The 14,805-nt window shown below is 65.7% G+C and carries 15 protein-coding genes and 1 pseudogene; 3 read left to right on the top strand and 13 right to left on the bottom strand.

The window, feature by feature from the left end; all coding sequences use genetic code 11:
• Positions 1-1,463: FAD-linked oxidase C-terminal domain-containing protein (locus QZY44_RS18530; protein WP_295449595.1), on the bottom strand; the 1,463-nt coding region annotated here is incomplete at its 3' end.
• An 86-nt stretch (positions 1,464-1,549) separates the two neighbouring features.
• Between QZY44_RS18530 and QZY44_RS18525 the strand changes: the two genes are divergently transcribed.
• Positions 1,550-2,119 (top strand): DUF4337 domain-containing protein, encoded by a 570-nt coding sequence (locus tag QZY44_RS18525; RefSeq protein WP_295449592.1) that lies wholly within the window; start codon positions 1,550-1,552, stop codon positions 2,117-2,119.
• 7 nt (positions 2,120-2,126) lie between these two features.
• On the opposite strand, the gene queA is transcribed toward QZY44_RS18525, so the two are convergent.
• From queA to QZY44_RS18485, 8 genes and pseudogenes are all read right to left on the bottom strand, one after another.
• Entirely contained in the window at positions 2,127-3,155 is a 1,029-nt protein-coding gene (gene queA, locus QZY44_RS18520; RefSeq protein ID WP_295449588.1) for a tRNA preQ1(34) S-adenosylmethionine ribosyltransferase-isomerase QueA, read from the bottom strand.
• A 251-nt stretch (positions 3,156-3,406) separates the two neighbouring features.
• Positions 3,407-5,017 carry an ATP-binding protein gene (locus QZY44_RS18515; protein WP_295449584.1) on the bottom strand — a complete coding sequence of 537 codons (1,611 nt, stop codon included), beginning with the start codon at positions 5,015-5,017 and terminating at the stop codon, positions 3,407-3,409.
• 89 nt (positions 5,018-5,106) lie between these two features.
• Entirely contained in the window at positions 5,107-5,499 is a 393-nt protein-coding gene (locus QZY44_RS18510) for a type II toxin-antitoxin system VapC family toxin (protein ID WP_295449581.1), read from the bottom strand.
• A complete protein-coding gene (locus tag QZY44_RS18505) occupies positions 5,496-5,726 on the bottom strand; it encodes a type II toxin-antitoxin system prevent-host-death family antitoxin (RefSeq protein ID WP_295449577.1) in 231 nt (76 codons plus the stop codon). Before QZY44_RS18505 ends, QZY44_RS18510 begins: the two co-directional genes overlap by 4 nt.
• Positions 5,727-5,995: 269 nt before the next feature.
• A pseudogene (locus QZY44_RS18500) lies at positions 5,996-6,931 on the bottom strand (formylglycine-generating enzyme family protein).
• 215 nt (positions 6,932-7,146) lie between these two features.
• Complete coding sequence (locus QZY44_RS18495) at positions 7,147-7,377, bottom strand: hypothetical protein (protein ID WP_295449574.1); 231 nt, start codon at positions 7,375-7,377, stop codon at positions 7,147-7,149.
• 53 nt (positions 7,378-7,430) lie between these two features.
• A complete protein-coding gene (locus tag QZY44_RS18490; RefSeq protein ID WP_295449571.1) occupies positions 7,431-7,724 on the bottom strand; it encodes a type II toxin-antitoxin system RelE/ParE family toxin in 294 nt (97 codons plus the stop codon).
• On the bottom strand, positions 7,721-7,939 hold the full coding sequence (locus tag QZY44_RS18485) for an addiction module protein (protein ID WP_295449568.1): 219 nt from the start codon (positions 7,937-7,939) through the stop codon (positions 7,721-7,723). The genes QZY44_RS18490 and QZY44_RS18485 overlap by 4 nt, the downstream gene beginning before the upstream one ends.
• Positions 7,940-8,168: 229 nt before the next feature.
• Between QZY44_RS18485 and parC the strand changes: the two genes are divergently transcribed.
• Positions 8,169-10,418, top strand: a complete 2,250-nt coding sequence (parC, locus tag QZY44_RS18480; protein ID WP_295449565.1) for a DNA topoisomerase IV subunit A — start codon at positions 8,169-8,171, stop codon at positions 10,416-10,418.
• 245 nt (positions 10,419-10,663) lie between these two features.
• Positions 10,664-11,428, top strand: a complete 765-nt coding sequence (gene pssA / locus QZY44_RS18475) for a CDP-diacylglycerol--serine O-phosphatidyltransferase (protein ID WP_295449561.1) — start codon at positions 10,664-10,666, stop codon at positions 11,426-11,428.
• Here the strand turns inward: pssA and QZY44_RS35865 are convergent.
• The 4 genes from QZY44_RS35865 to QZY44_RS18460 form a co-directional block, all read right to left on the bottom strand.
• The gene (locus tag QZY44_RS35865; protein WP_365304824.1) at positions 11,338-11,643 is read right to left on the bottom strand and encodes a hypothetical protein; all 306 of its coding nucleotides are present in this window, start codon (positions 11,641-11,643) and stop codon (positions 11,338-11,340) included. The genes pssA and QZY44_RS35865 overlap by 91 nt on opposite strands.
• Positions 11,643-11,774: a hypothetical protein gene (locus QZY44_RS18470; protein WP_295449558.1), complete on the bottom strand. Its 132-nt coding sequence runs from the start codon at positions 11,772-11,774 to the stop codon at positions 11,643-11,645. The genes QZY44_RS35865 and QZY44_RS18470 overlap by 1 nt, the downstream gene beginning before the upstream one ends.
• Positions 11,775-11,856: 82 nt before the next feature.
• Positions 11,857-13,608 carry an HAD family hydrolase gene (locus QZY44_RS18465; protein WP_295449555.1) on the bottom strand — a complete coding sequence of 584 codons (1,752 nt, stop codon included), beginning with the start codon at positions 13,606-13,608 and terminating at the stop codon, positions 11,857-11,859.
• Entirely contained in the window at positions 13,605-14,777 is a 1,173-nt protein-coding gene (locus QZY44_RS18460) for a hypothetical protein (protein ID WP_295449552.1), read from the bottom strand. Before QZY44_RS18460 ends, QZY44_RS18465 begins: the two co-directional genes overlap by 4 nt.
• Between the last annotated feature and the right edge of the window lie 28 nt (positions 14,778-14,805).

Here is a 14,805-nt window from a genome sequence, read left to right as displayed (position 1 = left end):
GGTCGGTGCTGCGGCAACTGCCGATACTCGGAGCAGTGCCGCGGGGTGGGTATCCCCTTGCCCGGATTCAGCAGCTCCAGCGGATCGAAGGCGCGCTTCACGGCGCGGAACTGTTCGAGCTCCGCCGGGCTGAACTGGATGCACATCTGGTTGATCTTCTCGACCCCCACCCCGTGTTCGCCGGTGATGGTACCGCCCACCGCGACGCACAGCTCCAGTATCTTGCCCCCCAGGGTTTCGGCGCGCTCCAACTCGCCGGGCTGGTTGGCATCGAACAGGATCAGCGGGTGCAGGTTGCCGTCGCCGGCGTGGAAAACATTGGCCACCGGCAGCCCATACTCGGCGGCCAGCTCAGCGGTGCGGCGCAGGACCTGCGGCAGGTGGCGGCGGGGGATGGTGCCGTCCATGCAGTAATAGTCCGGTGAGATGCGGCCGACCGCCGGGAAGGCGGACTTGCGCCCCTTCCAGAAGCGCAGGCGCTCCGCGTCGTCCTGGGAGACCTGCACCGAGGTGGCGCCGCTGGCGAGCAGCAGGGTGCGCACCTGCTGCGCCAACTCGGCCACCTCGTCCGCCGTGCCGTCGATCTCGCAGATCAGGATGGCCGCCGCATCCGTCGGGTAACCGGCGTGCGCGAAGGCCTCCGCCGCCTGGATCGCCGGTCCGTCCATCATCTCCAGCCCGGCCGGGATGATGCCGGCGGCGATGATGTCGCCCACCGCCTGGCCGGCACGCTCCACGTCGTCATAGGCGGCGAGCAGCGCCTGGGCGCGCTCCGGCACCGGCAGCAGCTTCACCGTCACCTCCACCGTCACGCCCAGCATCCCCTCCGAGCCGATGGTGAGTGCCAAGAGGTCATAGCCCGGTGAGTCCGGGGCTGCGGAACCGATGTGCAGCAGTTCGCCCTCCATGGTCACCAGCGTGACCGCCAGCACATTGTTGACTGTGAGTCCGTACTTGAGACAGTGTACCCCGCCCGCGTTCTCCGCCACGTTACCGCCGATGGTGCAGGCGATCTGACTCGACGGGTCCGGGGCGTAATAGAGCCCGTGGGGCGCTGCCGCCTCCGTGATCGCGAGGTTGCGCACCCCGGGTTCCACCCGCGCGGTGCGCGCCACCGGGTCGAGTGCCAGGATGCGCGTGAAGCGCGCCAGACTGAGCAGGACCCCGTCCCCCACCGGCAGTGCACCCCCGGACAGCCCGGTGCCGGCGCCGCGCGCCACCACCGGCACCGCACGCGCATGGCACAGACGCAAGACCTGCTGCACCTCGTGGACCGTGCGCGGCAGGACCACCAACAGCGGGAGTTGGCGATAGACCGCCAGGGCGTCGCACTCGTAGGGCCGCACCTGCTCCTGGCTCTCCAGCACCGCGTCCGCCGGGAGGAAGGCGCGCAGTGCCCGGACCAGGTCCGCGCGGGAGGCGGTCAGCCGGGCGTCGTTGAAATCGGTCTGGGGCAGGCTCATGGGTGGGGCACTCTTGCGCGGCAGCTGGGGCGAGGCTGTAAGATGCGGCGCCTTCACTGCCGCGTCAATCTTCTCAAGGAACTGTCATGTCCGACGACGAATTCCATGTCCACGGTGCCCACGAGCATCTGGGCCACGATCCGGGGCATCGGGCGCACCCGCTCGCCCAGTATGTGGCCATCTTCACCGCCTTGGCCTCGACCCTGGGCGCCGTCGTCAGCTACCAGAGCGCCTACACGCTCAGCGAGGCGATGCTCCAGAAAAACGATGCGGTGCTCAAGCGCACCCAGGCCGCCGACGAGTGGAACTATTATCAGGCCAAGAGCGTGAAGGCCCACCTGATGGAGATGGCCACCGAACTGGCGCCGCCCGAGCGGCAGGCCATCTACCGCGCGGAGGCGCAGCGCTACAACCGCGAAAAGGATGAGATCAAGGCCAGGGCGGACGCCTTGGAGAAGGCGTCGGAGAGGGTCAACGAGGAGAGCGCCGCGTCGCTCGCTCCGCACCACCGCCAGGCGCAGGCCATGACCCTGATTCAGATCGCCATCTCAGTGGCGTCCGTCACCGCGCTGACCCATCGGCGCTGGCTGTTCGTCGTCGCCGGCATCGCCGCGGCCGGGGGCGTTGGGCTCTGGGTCTGGTCGCTGTTTGGCTGATCAATCCTCAGTGATCGCGCCGGGTCAAGAGCATTGCGTCGCCATAGCTGAAAAACCGGTAGCGCTCGGCGACGGCGTGACGGTAGGCGGCGCGGATGCGCTCCACACCGCAGAACGCTGAGACCAGCATCAACAGGGTGGACTGCGGCAGGTGGAAGTTGGTGATCATGGCGTCCACCACGCGGAAGCGGTAGCCGGGGCGGATGAAGATCCGGCTGTCGCCCCTGAACGGCCGGATTTCACCGTCCGCGGCGGCGCTCTCCAGGCTGCGCACGCTGGTGGTGCCGACGGCGACGACCCGCCCGCCGGCCGCCCGGGTGGCCGCGATACGGGCGCAGGTGCCCTCGCTCACCTCCAGCCACTCCGCGTGCATTTGGTGCTGGTCCAGGTCCTCCACCCGCACCGGCTGGAAGGTGCCGGCCCCGACATGCAGCGTGACCTCGGTCCGTTCCACCCCTAGGGCGGCGAGGCGCTCCAGCAGCGCCTGGTCGAAATGCAGCCCCGCGGTGGGGGCGGCCACGGCCCCCTCGCGGGTGCCGAAGACGGTCTGGTAGCGCTCCGCGTCCGCGTCGTCGTCCGGCCGCTCGATATAGGGGGGCAGGGGCAGGTGGCCCTGCGACTGCATGAGTGCCGGGAAGGGGCTGTCGAGGGCGCGCAGCCGGAACAGGTCCCCATCGCGCCCCAGCACCTCCAGGCGCTCCCCGTCTGCCAGGTGGACCACCCGCCCGGGCTTGAGCGCCTTGGCGGCGCGCGTCTGGGCCAGGGCTTCGGTGGGTCCCAGCAGGCGCTCGATCAGCACCTGGACCGCGCCGCCCGTGTCCTTGTGGCCGAAGAGCCGGGCGCGCATCACCCGGGTGTCGTTGAACACCAGCAGGTCGCCGGGGCGCAGCTGCCCCGGCAGGTCGGTGAACAGCAGGTCGCGCGGGGGAGAGTCGTCCCCGTCCAGGGCCAGCAGTCGCGAGGCCGAGCGCTGCGTGAGCGGGCGCTGGGCGATCAGCTCGGGGGGGAGGTCGAAGCGGAAGTCGGAGCGTTTCAAGCGTATTGGTCGTCGGGTGGGGGTGGTGTTTGCGACGATGATACTTTGAGTTGCTGTCGTCTGATGCGCCCGCGGCGGCTCGGCGCACCAGCCACCCGCTGAAGCGTCGGCCTTCAGTGGGGGGCGGCGGCAACTGGAGGTCGAGCCTTCAGGCGGTGGACGTCCGCGCTGTCGAATGCGCCAACTCGGTGGACTCCGACAGGACCTCGACGACGACCCGGGCGCGCTCCTTGACGCGGTGATATTCAAGGTCAGCTGACCGCGCACCAATCGGCCTGAACCAGATTGTGTGCCTGACTGTCGAACACCAGCCCGACCTCGAACAGGCCCTGGCTCGGCAGGCCGCGATACTTGGCGCTATAGCCACGGGCGCGGATCTGCGCCAGGACGGGGTTGGCGGCGGCGGTCTTGGTCGGGTCGCCCGGTGCCGGTTCATCCGGTGGCGGCGCGAGGCTGCGTCTGAGCTTGATCTCGATCACATAGATGTAATCGGCCAGCTTGATGGTCAGGTCCACCTGGCCCTGATTGCTGATGTCCTCGGGGATGATCTCGGCGTTGAGGCTGGCAAAGAAGGCATAGAGCACACTGGCATAATAGCCCTCCGCCTCGGGCAGGGTATTGCCGGTAAAATTGCGCCAGGGGATGCCGGCGAAGAGCCGGCGGATCGCGCTGATCAGCCCCTCGACATTACCCTGGCTGAGGCAATCATAGAGTGCGTCCTGCCGTGCATCGCGCTCGCCCGGCAGGGTCCCTAGATAGCCGTCGATGAGGTGATCGGCCAAGGCCATCTTCACCTCCTGGTTCGGCTGTCGCAGTCGATAGATCAGGCGCGAGCGTCGCCGGCGGGTGTCGACGATCGTCAGATAGCCCGTCTGAAAGAGCAGCGTCACCGGGTCGATGTGCTCGATGTCGAACGAGTCCAGGATCTCCTCGCTGGCCTCGATCCCTTCCAGTTCGGGCAGGAAGGTGCGGCGTTGTTGCAACAGCTTGATCAGAAAGCTCGGGCTGCCGGTCTCGAACCAGTAATTGCGGTACAGCTGGCCCTTGTCGATGAACAGCAGGATGTCGAAGGGGTTATAGACCGGCTCGCCGAGAAAGTTATAGCCATTGTACCAGCGTTTGAGCTTAGCCCAATCGACCCCGGCCAGATGCCGCCCAAAGGTGGTCTCCAGGTCCGCCTGGGTATAGCCGCAAAGGGTGGCAAAACGCGCATCAAGCGTCAGGTCATTGAGCTGATTCAGCCCCGAGAACAGGCTCACCTTGCTGAACTTGGTCACCCCGGTCATGAAGACGAACTGGATATGGGCATCCTGCGCCTTCATAGTCGAGTAGAGATTCTTCAGCCCCTCGCGCAGCGCCCCGGTACGCTGCGGATGTTCGATGCTGTCGAGGATCGGCTTGTCGTATTCATCCACCAGGATCACCACGCGCTGGCCGCTGGCCTCATGGGCGCGGATGATCAACTCGGCAAAGCGGCCGGGGATGCTGGTGGCCTCGCAGTGGATGCCAAGCCGGCGCTGATTGAAGACCAGCAGTTCGTGGATCGACTCATCGAGCCGCTCGGCGCTCTGCACCACCCCGCCGGCAAAGTCGAGCCGGATCACCGGGTGGCGGCGCGACCAGTCCCAGTGCGAATGGCAGTCGAGCCCACGAAACAGCGGCTCGGCTCCCTCGAACAGCTCCTTGAGCGTATCCAGAAACAGGCTCTTGCCGAAGCGCCGCGGGCGCGACAGGAACCAATACTTGCCCGTGGTCGCCAGGGCCAGCGCGTGCGCCGTCTTGTCGACATAGGTATAACCCTCATTGATGATCTCGCTGAAGGTCTGGATGCCGACCGGGAGTTTCTTGAGGGGTGGGGGCATGGTGTCTGGCGCGAAACCGGGTGAAGGATGCAGTTGAGTCTAGCGCCGGCCGCAGGGCATCGCCAGCCGTTTGGGGTTCCGCACAGCGATTACCAGAGCGTTGCGACCGCGGCGCTCTCACGCAGCTTCTCATTGATGGTCACCAGTATGGCCCCATAGGCGTTAGCAGTCGCGGCGATCAGGCGATCGGCGGGATCGCCCTGCGGCAGATCGATCTCGATCGAGGCCCGGGCGATCTCCGGGGTGATCGGCAGCACCGCCACGGCGCGGGCATCGAGTGCCAGGCGGCAGAAGGTGGCACTGTCCGTGCCCGGATCGAGACGCCCCTTGCCGACCAACATGGCGATCTCCCACAGGGTGATATCCGCGCAGGCCAGGGAGCGCTGCGCCTCGCCGCGGTCCAACGCCTGCCGCGCCAGGGGACTCAGTCGCTCCGGCGTCAGGGCGTCGAAAATTAGGATGCAGGTATCCAGCAGGATCATTCGGCCGCGTTCCAAGTCGCGTCGATGGATGTCACAACATCACCGACCCGGGCGCGGGTGCGCAAGGCCGCCAGACGTTCCTTCGCCGCCGCCCGCGCGTCCGGCGCGGCGGTCAGCCGCGCGACGACCCGCCCGCGACGCGTGACGAGGAACTCATCCCCGGACTCGGCTCGCCCCAAGTACTCGGGCAAGTGCCGACGCAACTCGCCGACAGTGACTTCAAGCATTGCGGTTTACCATTTTGGATGAGTGGGTTATATGCCTTTTCGGAGCGCAGCCGGTGAGCAGCTAGACCGGCGACCGGGACCGGCTGGATCCCTGCGTCCTGCCGGAATGATGGACCATTGTCACCGTCTCTGCGCTTGGTGACGCTGGCTCGCGACGCGCGCCTGACCGTGGGGGCGGCGAGCCAGTGGGGATGGGGTGAATGCCCAACTCGGTATCGTGGGACCTGCGAGTAGGGGTGAAGAAGGGTCTGCGTCATAGAGTCAACAGGTCAAAGGTCCTGGGCTAGGCGCAGGCCGACGGACCCGTGGCGGAAGTCGGCGGCCGTCGCGTAGCGGTGCGACCCACGCGCGTTTAATGCGTAGTTGAACCAGGAGCCGCCGCGGAATATGCGACCGTCCGGTTTACAATTGTCTTGCCATTCAGAACCGTCGGCCGGGGCACCTATGTAGCCGCCGTGCCAGCAATCCTGCACCCACTCCAAGACATTCCCCGCCGTATCGTAGAGCCCGAAGGCGTTAGGCTTGAATGAGCCAACCGGGGTTGTTTCTTCGTTGCCCCATTGACTGCCGCACCGGTCACAGTTCGCGTTACCCCTGCCGATCTCTTTGCCCCACCAATAGGGCGTGGTGGTTCCGGCGCGGGTGGCATATTCCCATTCCGCCTCGGTCGGCAGTCGGTAGGGCTTACCGGTCCATATGCTGTTTAGGCGCTTGAGGAATTATTGCACGTCGTTCCAGGAGACGTTCTCCACCGGGCGGTCCGGCGGACCCTTGAAGTGCGACGGGTTCTCGCCCATCACGACCTCCCATTGGGCCTGGGTCACCTCGTACTTTCCTATGCGAAAAGGACCGATGGTGACTTGGTGCGCCGGTTTCTCCTGGCTGTCGCATTGGCTGTCACCGGCGCTGCACCCCATCTGGAAACTGCCGGCCGGGACCTCAACCATGGTGGTCGCGATGCTGTCTATTGCCTGTGGTCGCGCCGCCTCGGCCTGGGCCGCTGCCTCCGCCCTTGCCTTGGCCTCTGCCTCCGTCCTCGCCCGAGCCGCTACCGCCGCCTTGCCCTCAGCGTCCGCCTTCGCCCGCGCCGAATCGCTGACCAGGGGGCGCGCGTCTTCGGCCCCGATCTCTCGCGACTTCCGTAACTCCCCGACATAGACACAACTTGCGACGCTTCCGGAAAAGCCCAAAGCCCCGCCCGACATTGAAACCACTGGGTAATCGAAATCGCAATAGTCCGCCGGCTTCAAGGTCTCAATCGTGTCCCCCTTCCCGCACGCGGCCCGCCCGGCAAAGTCCTCGACCGGCCCGCTGCCGCAGCGCTCGCCGACCGGCGTTCCGTTCGCGAACGGGTGGTCTTCATTGCAGGCGCCGAGGCCCAGCGCCAATCCGAGCAGCGTGATGGCCTTCACTCGCGTCGTCATCCGTTGTCCTCCGTTGAATCAGGCGTGGAAAGGAGATATGCCGGGCTTGATGACGTGATTGGTCGAGTCGCGTATCGAAGCCAATTCAGGCCGGTGCGTTCGCGGATCGCGGCGACGTCAGGCTCCCGAAGTTCGCGCCCCCGTGCTTCGGGGACTACCGCGCCGCGCATATGGCGACCCATGTCGCGTACGCTCTCCAGCAAGTCTTCAAACTGCGGGTTATCCATGCCGCAATCTCCGCTTCAATGATACCGGGTAGCCGATTTGGGCACTCAAGCGATCACCCGAGTCGCCGGCGAATCCACGCCGGCCTTCTGCGGCAATCCAGCACCGCGTAGACCATGGCGTCGCCCTCTTCAACACGGTAGTAGACCGCGAAGGGGAAGCGCTTGGACAACAGGCGGCGATATGCGCCGAAAGATATCGTATGGACGCCGGCAGTGATGGCAAGAGAATCGATATCGGAGAACAGTGAATCGAGAAAGTAATCGCCGAGTCCTCTTCTCTGCCTCTCATAGAAGGCGTGCCCTTGCAGCAGATCACGGCTCGCCGCGGACAGAATTCGGACTTTCACGGTAGCTGGTTGCGGATCGTCCGCTTGGCGGTCTCCCAGTCCGTGAATTGTTCGGTGCCTTGCGTGATGGCGGATTCTCTCTGCGCCAGGAGGTCTTCGTGCCAGGAGGGGGATTCGATGCCGTTATCCTGGCGGCACAGATCGTCCCACAGCGATTCCATGAGTTGGAGCTTTTCTTCCAGGGCCAGGGATGCGAGCGGAAGTTCAATCATCATCGGTTCTCCGGTGGCGCGGGGGAGGGCGCTGACGGTCCCCGTCGGGGGGCGCGCTAGTCGCCATTTTGCCGCATAGTGCCCGTCGGCGTCACGTCGGCGCCCGCGGCGCACAGCGCCTGACACACGCGTGCCACCGCGGCAGCGGTGGCCACGAGAACGCCGCCCCCCTTGGCCCCCGCCGCCGCTTGCCGCATCATGCGCGGCTGACTTCCCGCGGACTGGACCGACCATGACGGACACCCTGACCTACAACGCCGAGGGCCTGGAGCGCCAGCCCCTCTCCGTCTTTACCGAGAAGGCGTACCTGGACTACTCCATGTACGTGATCCTGGACCGTGCCCTGCCTTACGTGGGCGACGGGCTGAAGCCCGTGCAGCGGCGCATCCTCTACGCCATGTCCGAGCTGGGGCTCTCCGCCGCCGCCAAGTTCAAGAAGTCCGCCCGTACCGTGGGCGACGTGCTCGGCAAGTTCCACCCCCACGGCGACAGCGCCTGCTACGAGGCCATGGTGCTGATGGCCCAGCCCTTCAGCTATCGCTACCCGCTGATCGACGGTCAGGGCAACTGGGGTTCGCCGGACAACCCCAAGTCCTTTGCGGCGATGCGCTACACCGAGTCGCGCCTGACCCCCTATGCGGAGCTGCTGCTGGGCGAATTGGATCAGGGCACGGTCGATTGGCAGCCCAACTTCGACGGCACCCTGGAGGAGCCCAAGCTCTTGCCCGCGCGTCTGCCCAACCTGCTGCTCAACGGGGCCAGCGGCATCGCGGTCGGCATGGCCACCGACATCCCCTCCCACAACCTGCGCGAGGTGGCGCGCGCCTGTATCCATCTGCTGGACCACCCGCAGGCGTCGGTCGCCGACCTGATGGCCTTTGTGCCTGGACCCGATTTCCCCACCGCAGGCGAGATTATCACGCCAGCTGAGGACATCCTGAAGATCTACGAGACCGGCAACGGCAGCCTGCGCCAGCGCGCCCGCTACGAGGTGGAGCAGGGCGAGATCATCATCACGGCGTTGCCCTATCAGGTCTCGGGCGAGCGGCTGATGGAGCAGATCGCTGCCCAGTTCAACGCCAAGAAACTGCCGATGATCGAGGACTTCCGGGACGAGTCTGACCACGAGTTCCCGACCCGCCTGGTCATCGTCCCGCGCTCCAACCGCGTCGACATCGAGCGGCTCATGTCGCATCTGTTCGCCACCACCGATCTGGAGCGCAGCTACCGGGTCAATATGAACCTGGTCGCCGGCAACGGGCGGCCGCGCGTCATGGATCTCAAGGAGATCCTGGTGGAGTGGCTGCTCTTTCGCACCGCCACCGTGCGCCGCCGCCTGGAGCACCGCCTGGGCAAGGTGCTGGACCGCTTGCACCTGTTGGAAGGGCTGCTGATTGCCTATCTCAACATTGATGAGGTGATCCGCATCATTCGTACCGAGGATGAGCCCAAGCCGGTGCTGATGGGTCATTTCGCGCTGAGCGACATCCAGGCCGACTATGTGCTGAACACCCGGCTGCGCCAACTCGCCCGCCTGGAAGAGATGAAGATCCGCGGTGAGCAGGAGGCGCTGGCCGCCGAGCGTGACCACCTCCAGGGCATCCTGGGGGACGATGGGCGTCTGAAGCAGCTGATCCGCGAAGAGATTACCGCCGATGCGGCGAAATATGGGGATGCCCGCCGCTCCCCGCTGGTGGCGCGTGACGCTGCCGCGGCGCTTGATGAGACCGAGGTGACCCCGAGCGAGCCGGTGACCGTGGTCCTATCGGAGAAGGGCTGGGTGCGCGCCGCCAAGGGCCACGAGATCGACGCGGTGGCCTTGAGCTACCGCTCCGGCGACCAATTCCTCGCCGCCGCCCGGCTCCGCAGCAATCAGACTGCGGTGTTCCTGGACAGCACCGGACGCAGCTACTCGCTCCCGGCCCACACATTGCCGTCCGCCCGCGGTCAGGGCGAGCCGCTGACCGGTCGGCTCGACCCGCCCAAGGGGGCGAACTTCGTGGCCGTGCTGGGCGACCCGCCACAGACCCGGTTGCTGCTTGCGAGCGACGCGGGCTATGGCTTCATCATCCGGATGGAGGACCTGTATGCCAAGCCCAAGGGCGGCAAGGCGGTGCTGACGCTGCCCGCGGGCGCCCGGGTGCTGCCGCTGATCCCTATCCCCGACCTGCCCAACCCGCGCCTGGCAGCCGCCACCAATACCGGTCATCTGTTGGTCTTCCCGGTGTCTGACCTGCCCGAGATGCCGCGCGGCAAGGGCAACAAGATCATCAGCATCCCCGGCGCCAACGGCGCTGAGCGCCTGGAGTGGCTGGTGGGGCTGGCGGTGGTGCGCGAGGGTGGCAGCCTCGTCATCACCTCCGGCAAGCGGACCTTTACGCTTAAGCCCGCCGATCTGGAGCACTACCAGGGCGAGCGCGGGCGGCGCGGCAAGCCGCTGCCGCGGGGGTTCCAGCGGGTGGATGGGCTTAGCGCGGAGTGAGGTTGGAGCGCGCACATTGGAGCGCCGACACCCTGTCGGCGACAGCACGCCGCGCGGGCCTCGCCAATGACCGGACCCGACACGAGTCAACCAACGTATGACGACGGCCTCGAGCGTCATCCCGCCCGACGGCCGCGGGGCGCACAGTGCCCAACACAGGCGTGACACCGCTGGAGCGGTGTCACGAGAGGTCACATGGTTTAGGCTATACTCCCGCCCCATATCTCAAGGTCCGGTCGCGCCCAATGGAACAACCCCCAGTTACACGCAAACGTCCCCGCGGCATCTATCTGCTGCCCAATCTGTTTACCACGGCGGCCCTGTTCGCGGGGTTCTACGGCGTGCTGGCGGCGACCCAGGGGCGCTTCGAGGCGTCCTCGATTGCCATCTTTGCGGCCATGCTGCTCGACGGGTTCGACGGACGGGTCGCCCGCATGACCCACACCCAGACCGCCTTTGGGGCCGAGTATGACAGCCTCTCCGACATGGTCGCCTTCGGGGTCGCTCCGGCCCTGATCGCCTATCACTGGGCCCTGCACGGGCTCGGTAAGCTCGGCTGGCTCGCCGCCTTCGTCTACTGCGCGGCGGCGGCCCTGCGCCTGGCCCGCTTCAACACCCAGCTCGGCTCGGCCGACAAGCGCTTCTTCCAGGGGCTCCCCAGCCCCTCGGCGGCGGCCGTCGTGGCGGGTGGGGTCTGGATCGGGGCGGATCAGGGGATAGACCCGTCCTATGTCTCGTGGCTGGTGGCCGCCCTCACCGCGGGGACCGGTCTACTCATGGTCAGCAATTTCCGCTATTTCAGCTTCAAGCAGCTCGACTTGCAGGGGCGGGTACCCTTTGTGCTGGCGGTGGTGGTGATGCTGGTGATCGCCCTGATCCTGATCCAGCCGCCCATCGTCCTGTTCCTGGGCTTTCTGGGCTATGCCATTTCGGGTCCGGTCTGGACCCTGATGAGTCTGCGCGACCGGCGTGCCTCCCGGCGGCGCGCCCGGCCGGACGGCGGGGGTTGATACAGGTTCAGACCGAGGGCGAGGCGCGGAACGAAGATCGTCGGCACTGCGGTCCAGGTCAGCCAACGCAGCTCGCGATCGAAGCGCCGCACAGCGGGCTCGGCCCAGCGGAGGTGCCCGATCGCCAGCCCGCCCGGCAGACAGATCGCGCGCAAGGTCAGGAGTAGGCGCGTGCCGCCGCGAGCAGCCGGCCCTGCGTGGTCCGCAGGTCGCATTAGCGTTCCAGGTGCTTGGCCTCGGCCTCCAGCAGCGTACCGAGCAGACTGCGGCACTGCCCCGCCAATTGGGCCTTGAGGAGCGAGCCGAAACCCTCGGTCGGCATGCCGACCGCCTTCGCGGTCTGCATGCGCTCGAAGCTCGCTTGGGTACGCGCCGTGAGCTGCTCTGCCTCGTAGGTGAACAGGTTGACTATCGATCCGTTGGTCAGCTCAATGGACTGGCTCCGCTGCGGCGCCTGCCGGCGAACGAGTCACGGGTTTCAACTCCCACTCCTTGAGCGTCTTCGTGGCCGTTCCGAACGGACCGAGTTGATAAACGGCCGCGCCGGCGGGCGAGAAGACGAAGCCCTCAAAGGGTTCGGCGACCATCTGGTCCAGGTAGTCCCGGGGGGCGACGCCGGTGCTGACGTGCGGATTGAAGTGCTCGCCGGACATCGCCGGCACATAGGTCGAGACATAATCGATCATCGCCTCGTCCGTGGCGGAATCGTCGTGCGCCGCGGTAAAGGCGCCGATGGGCCCCGTCTCGACCATGAACGGCTGGGCCGCCGCGATGATATCCGCCTGCAGCTTGAGCAACTCCGGGGTTGGCTTCGCGGAGATGCCGGCAACACCCGTCGTGCCGGTTGGGACATAGTAGAATTTGAATGCCTCCAGCTTCATCGCGCCGACGTCGGCGGCCGCGAACACCTTGTCCTCGGCCGCATACAGCTTGTCCAAGTCAGCCGTGCGCACGAAGCCCTGCAGCAGGGTGATGTGCGGCGTGTGCGCCGCATCCAGGGTGAAACCCGTCGGGTAGACGGCGAGTAGACGGGCATTGTTGGCGGCGGCCTGCTTGAGCATGGTCGCGTCCGGTTTCAGCAGAATGTCGATCGCGGTGATCTCCGACTGCCTGGGGTAGATGGTCTTCCAGTTGTCTTTCATGCTCACCACCGTCCAGCCCTTCCTGGCGGCCTCATCGAGCCCCTTGTCCAGCTTGGCCAACCGGTCCTGGCGGTCGTAGGCGTATTCCCGCTCGGCGTCGTCGTGGTGAACGTAGAGACACAGGCGCGCACCGCCGCCCGCGCAGGTGTATTGCAGCATCTGCAAATCGCCGTCGGAATTGCCGAACGCCGCGATCGGCAGCCGGCCGATGTGCTGGAGGATGCCGACGGGCTTGCCGCCCTTGTCATCGTTGAAACTCAGTTCCGGCAGGCGCACGAGCACCGGGTTGCCATCCCGCAACTCGAACCGCGTCTTCACACTGCTGCCAACGACCTGCTCAGGCGGGATGCCATAGACCTGCTCCGTCCAGGGGCGCATGAACTCGATGCCACCCCCGGAGATGATGAAGGTCTTGAATCCGTTTCCGCGCAGGTAGGCGAGCACCTCGAGCATGGGCTGATAGACCATTTCAGTGTAGCGCTTGCCGGTCTGCGGGTGTCTCGCGGTGGCGATCCAGTCCGTCACGATCTGCTCGAATTCGACCGTGGTGTTGCCCGTGTGCGTGGCCATGATAAGCCCCATGAGCGCGTGCTCACCGCCGGCGGCGGCGTTCTTCAAATCGCCTTTGAGGAACGCGGCGAACGGCTCCTTGGTCTTCCACTCGGGATGCTGGGCGTTCAGCGCCTTCACCCGGTCGAGCGCGAAGTACAATTGCACGGGCAACGGCTTCTCGCCCCAAAGGGTCCCGTCGTTGTCGAACACGGCGATACGGGCCGGCACCGGCACGAAATCCGGCGAGCTGGGTGTGGTCACCTGCTCGACGAAAGCGATGATGGAGTGTTTGGCCGGGCTCTCGTTCCAGGAGGGCAAAGGGTCGGCGGCGAACGCCGGCAGGGCGAAGCTGAAGACGAAAAGAACAGCCAATAAAGCGAATGACCTGGACCTCCTGATGCTCCATTGGGCTTTGCCGCCGACTATTGTGCGAATTTGATTCATAATGCTCACATCTTGATTAGGGATATAGAATGCAGCAGTCACAGGCCGGACAGTCCCCCGAAGAATTTCGCGAGCAGGTCCGTAAAGGGATATTTGAACAGCACGAGCGGCAGCAGCGGCAGCAGCGCGGCGACGGCCAGGTAGATCAACATACTCTGGCTTACGGGAACCAGGCGCATATCACGTACGATGCCCACGGCGTTACTCAGGTCGGCCAGGGACTGGATGTCGGCTGTGCCCAACAGGGGCTCTGCCGGGGCTGGGTCTGCGCCCAGCCATTTCCTGTCGAACTCGCTCACATAGCGCTCTGCCAAGGCGCCGTAGTTGCTCATGCCCGTGACCTTAGATTTCCACAACTCGCGGGAGAAGATGAGCAGCGGACCGAGAAACAGCACCACGTCTACGAGCAGAACGAATGCCACGCTGGGGTAAATCGCGTCTATTGTCATGCCGCCCAAAGCGATGGCCTGGGCCAAGGACGCGGACTGGACTGCCGAGATTGCCAGGACCAGGGGAATGAATTCGGTGTGCACCAATTCGAGATATCCCAGCCCGCCGGCATGATCGGGGTGGGCCGGTACCAGGCGCAGCTCCAGCCTCGATATGCGCCAGAGGAGGATGCTCCACAGCGTAAGCCGCCAGAGCCAGCGCAGCAGCAGGAATTGGAACAGCGGCTTGCAGACGATCCAGTTCCAATGGCTGGTCCAGGTTGTTTCGCCCAGGCCCCTCGGGCTGGAGGTCCCCGCGAGGCCAAATAGATACTCGAAGATGTCCCCACTCTGCATGGTCAAGGCTAACCACGCAACCGCCAAGAGGAAGAAGGCCTCCGGCAGCCAGGCGTCCTTCCATCGGGCGATGCGCGCCAGCTCGGTATTCAGCGCGGCCTGTTCGCTTGCGGGCACGATCTGCGAGCGAACGATACCCTGCACAAATGCGGTAAATCGCGGGTCGATGAAGGCCTCGCACACGAACAGCAGCGGGACCGCCACCAGCAGGCGGACGTGCTTGCCGATCGCCGCAATGGAAAAGAGCGCATCGCCCAGGCCCTCGACCAGCGCCAGCGCGACCAGGACAATCCACGGGACGGCGCCCAGGACCAGCCCGAGCGGAACGGTGTCCGTTCCGCCACGGACCAGGCCCAGGCGACAACCCAGCCGGTTCAGCGGTCCCCCGAGCAGGGAAAAATCATCAAGGCCGCCGCGCTTTTCCATAACTGGACAAATGCTCTCTTCAGGATGC

Origin of the sequence: uncultured Thiodictyon sp., assembly GCA_903837595.1 — a bacterium.
Classification (GTDB): Bacteria; Pseudomonadota; Gammaproteobacteria; order Chromatiales; family Chromatiaceae; genus Thiodictyon.
The sequence above is the reverse complement of the archived record's forward strand: the minus strand, read 5'-3'. Positions and strand labels throughout refer to the sequence as shown.

What these genes read in the sequence shown, in the direction of transcription:
- QZY44_RS18525 (WP_295449592.1), top strand. Translation starts at nt 1,550, where the DNA reads ATGTCCGACGACGAATTCCATGTCCACGGTGCCCACGAGCATCTGGGC.
- QZY44_RS18470 (WP_295449558.1), bottom strand. Translation starts at nt 11,774, where the DNA reads ATGCAGACCGCGAAGGCGGTCGGCATGCCGACCGAGGGTTTCGGCTCG.
- QZY44_RS18485 (WP_295449568.1), bottom strand. Translation starts at nt 7,939, where the DNA reads ATGATGATTGAACTTCCGCTCGCATCCCTGGCCCTGGAAGAAAAGCTC.
- QZY44_RS18515 (WP_295449584.1), bottom strand. Translation starts at nt 5,017, where the DNA reads ATGCCCCCACCCCTCAAGAAACTCCCGGTCGGCATCCAGACCTTCAGC.
- QZY44_RS18460 (WP_295449552.1), bottom strand. Translation starts at nt 14,777, where the DNA reads ATGGAAAAGCGCGGCGGCCTTGATGATTTTTCCCTGCTCGGGGGACCG.
- QZY44_RS18505 (WP_295449577.1), bottom strand. Translation starts at nt 5,726, where the DNA reads ATGCTTGAAGTCACTGTCGGCGAGTTGCGTCGGCACTTGCCCGAGTAC.
- pssA (WP_295449561.1), top strand. Translation starts at nt 10,664, where the DNA reads ATGGAACAACCCCCAGTTACACGCAAACGTCCCCGCGGCATCTATCTG.
- QZY44_RS18510 (WP_295449581.1), bottom strand. Translation starts at nt 5,499, where the DNA reads ATGATCCTGCTGGATACCTGCATCCTAATTTTCGACGCCCTGACGCCG.
- QZY44_RS18495 (WP_295449574.1), bottom strand. Translation starts at nt 7,377, where the DNA reads ATGGATAACCCGCAGTTTGAAGACTTGCTGGAGAGCGTACGCGACATG.
- parC (WP_295449565.1), top strand. Translation starts at nt 8,169, where the DNA reads ATGACGGACACCCTGACCTACAACGCCGAGGGCCTGGAGCGCCAGCCC.
- QZY44_RS35865 (WP_365304824.1), bottom strand. Translation starts at nt 11,643, where the DNA reads ATGCGACCTGCGGACCACGCAGGGCCGGCTGCTCGCGGCGGCACGCGC.